At 67.6% G+C, this 2,865-nt stretch carries 3 protein-coding genes; 2 read left to right on the forward strand and 1 reads right to left on the reverse strand.

Annotation, left to right across the window (positions count from 1 at the left end):
• Positions 1–242 (reverse strand): methylmalonyl-CoA mutase family protein (locus ACRDUX_RS15110; RefSeq protein WP_526414831.1); only part of this gene is annotated, 242 nt, incomplete at its 3' end.
• A 217-nt stretch (positions 243–459) separates the two neighbouring features.
• Between ACRDUX_RS15110 and ACRDUX_RS15115 the strand changes: the two genes are divergently transcribed.
• Both ACRDUX_RS15115 and ACRDUX_RS15120 read left to right on the forward strand, forming a co-directional pair.
• Positions 460–1,293, forward strand: coding sequence for an SDR family oxidoreductase (locus ACRDUX_RS15115; RefSeq protein ID WP_526414832.1), 834 nt, complete (start codon positions 460–462; stop codon positions 1,291–1,293).
• Positions 1,290–2,801, forward strand: a complete 1,512-nt coding sequence (locus tag ACRDUX_RS15120; protein ID WP_526414833.1) for a class I adenylate-forming enzyme family protein — start codon at positions 1,290–1,292, stop codon at positions 2,799–2,801. The genes ACRDUX_RS15115 and ACRDUX_RS15120 overlap by 4 nt, the downstream gene beginning before the upstream one ends.
• Positions 2,802–2,865: the final 64 nt, after the last annotated feature.

The following is a 2,865-nucleotide window of genomic DNA, read 5'->3' on the forward strand; positions in this document are numbered from 1 at the left end:
AGCCCGGTGCCGCCCTGGCCGAGCAGGTAGCGGTAGCGCTGGTTGGACTCCTCCGCCGTACCGAATCCCGAATACTGGCGGAACGTCCAGGTCTTGCCGCGGTAGCCGGACGCGAAGTTGCCACGCGTGAAGGGGTACTCGCCGGGCGCGGGCGGGTCTGCCGCGCGGTCGCCCGGTCCGTACACGGGCTCCAGCGGGATCCCGGAGGGGGTCTCTACCCGAGGTATGGCTTGGTCACTCATCGAGGGATAACGTACTTGCTTAAAATGAGAATGCCAATACCGCCCAGCGGAAACACATCGCGAGTTGGGCCTCCCGTGGCACGTCAGCGGCCGTATGGCCAGGCGTGCTGTTCCCCCTAACCAGGCCGGTCGAGCAATGTGCGAGCATGGCACTTGCAGAAAATGAGAATGGCCCTATCGTTCGACTACCATCGGGGTCAGAGACTTCAGGAGGACCATGAGCGAGCAGCATCCGCTTGCCGACCGCACGCTGGTGGTGTCCGGCGGTAGCCGCGGCATCGGCCTGGCAATCGCGCTCGGTGCCGCCAAGCTCGGCGCCAACGCGGTGCTTCTCGCCAAGACCAGCGAGCCACACCCGAAGCTGCCTGGCACCGTGCACACCGCGGTCGCCGCGGTGGAGGCAGCGAGCGGGAAGGGCCTCGCAGTGGTGGGGGACGTCCGCAACGAGGAGGACGTGCAGCGGGCCGTGGACGCCGCGGTCGAACGCTTCGGCGGCATCGACATCGTCGTCAACAACGCCAGCGCGATCGCGACGGAGCCGACGGAGAAGCTGTCGGCCAAGAAGTTCGACCTGATGATGGACATCAACGTGCGCGGCACGTTCCTGCTCACCAAGGCGGCTCTGCCCCACCTACGCCAGTCATCCAACGCCCACGTGGTCACCTTGGCGCCACCGCTGAACCTCAGCCCCCACTGGCTCGGCGCACACCCGACGTACACGTTGTCGAAGTACGGCATGACGCTGCTGTCGCTCGGCTGGGCAGCCGAATATGCCGACGCGGGAATCGGTTTCAGCTGCCTGTGGCCGCAGACGTACATCGCGACCTCGGCGGTGACGAACCTGGCCGACGGGGATGCCCTGGTAGCGGCTTCACGCAGTTCCGACATCATGGCCGACGCCGCGGTGGTCATCCTGACCCGGCCTGCCACCGACGCCAACGGCCAGACGTTCATCGACGCCGACGTGCTCGCCGAATCCGGTATCACCGACCTCTCCAAGTACGGCGGTGGCGACGACCCCATGTGGGACATCTTCGTGGACAAACCGTGAGCATCTCACTGCTGCTGGAGATGGCATCGTCGGGCGATCCCGACCGGACGGCCGTGGTGTCCGGCGACGTCCGACTCACTACCGAGGACTTGAGCACGCTGGCCGACGGTGGTGCAGGCGTGATCACCTCCTCGGGTGCCCGGCACGTCGCCTACGTCGGTACCGGCGGGTCGATGTTGCCGCTGCTGCTGTTCTCCGCGGCGCGCGCCGCGGTGCCCCTGACGCCGCTGAACTACCGATTGTCCACCGACGGGCTGCGCGCACTGCTCGACAGGCTGCCCGACCCGCTGGTCGTCGTCGACGACGAGTACCGCGCCGCCGTCGGCGACGGCTATCGGGTGCTGAGTTCGGCCGCGTTCGTCGACGCCGCCCGCACCGCCGAGCCGACGGCCGAGTTCGCCGACCCGGATTCGGTGGCGGTGGTGCTCTTCACCTCGGGTACCACTAGCAAGCCCAAGGCCGTCGAGCTCACCCACAACAACCTGACCAGCTACATCACCGGGACCGTCGAATTCGCCTCCGCGGACCCTGGCGACGCCGCACTGATCTGCGTGCCGCCGTATCACATCGCCGGCGTCTCAGCGGCGCTATCGAACCTCTACGCGGGCCGAAAGATGGTGTACCTGAACCACTTCGACGCCTCAGAATGGGTACGGCTGATCGGCGCCGAGAACGTCACCTCAGCCACCGTCGTGCCGACCATGCTGGATCGCATCGTCGGTGTGCTCGACTCCACCGCGGCCGCGCTGCCGTCGCTGCGCACCCTGGCCTACGGCGGCTCGAAGGTGGCACTGCCCCTGGTGCGGAAGGCGCTGTCGCTGCTGCCACGCGTCGGGTTCGTCAACGCCTACGGGCTGACCGAGACCAGCTCCACCATCGCGGTGCTCACCCCAGACGACCATCGCGCCGCGCTGGCCGCCACCGACGATGCCGCGCTGCGACGGCTCGGCTCGGTGGGCCAGCCCGTCCCGGGTATCGAGGTGCAGATCCGCGCCGACGACGGCACCGTCCTGGGCCACGGCGAGACCGGCGAACTGTTCGTCCGTGGTGAGCAGGTATCTGGCAAGTACACCGACATCGGCTCGGTCCTCGACGCCGAGGGCTGGTTTCCCACCAGGGACGTCGCCATGCTCGACGAGGAGGGCTACCTGTTCCTTGGCGGCCGATCCGACGACACGATCATCCGTGGCGGCGAGAACATCGCGCCCGCCGAGATCGAGGACGTCCTCGTCGAACACCCGCACGTGCGCGACTGCGCGGTCGTCGGCCCGGAAGACTCCGAGTGGGGCCAGATCATCGTCGCCGTCGTCGTCCCCGCGCCAGGCACCGACCCGAAGGCCGAGGATCTGCGCGCCCACGTCCGCACCCAGCTTCGCGGTTCCCGCACCCCTGACCGCGTAGTGTTCCGCGACGAACTCCCCACCAACGCCACCGGCAAGATTCTGCGCAGGCAACTCGTCGACGAGCTGACCGCCGAATCGAACACAGCCAGCAAGGAGTCAGCATGATCAAGAACGGCACCCGCCTACAGAGCCAGGTCTGCGACACCCAGGTCATCGTGGTGCGCAGCGC

The sequence above is a fragment of the Mycobacterium sp. genome (assembly GCF_050701675.1).
Lineage (GTDB): Bacteria > Actinomycetota > Actinomycetes > Mycobacteriales > Mycobacteriaceae > Mycobacterium.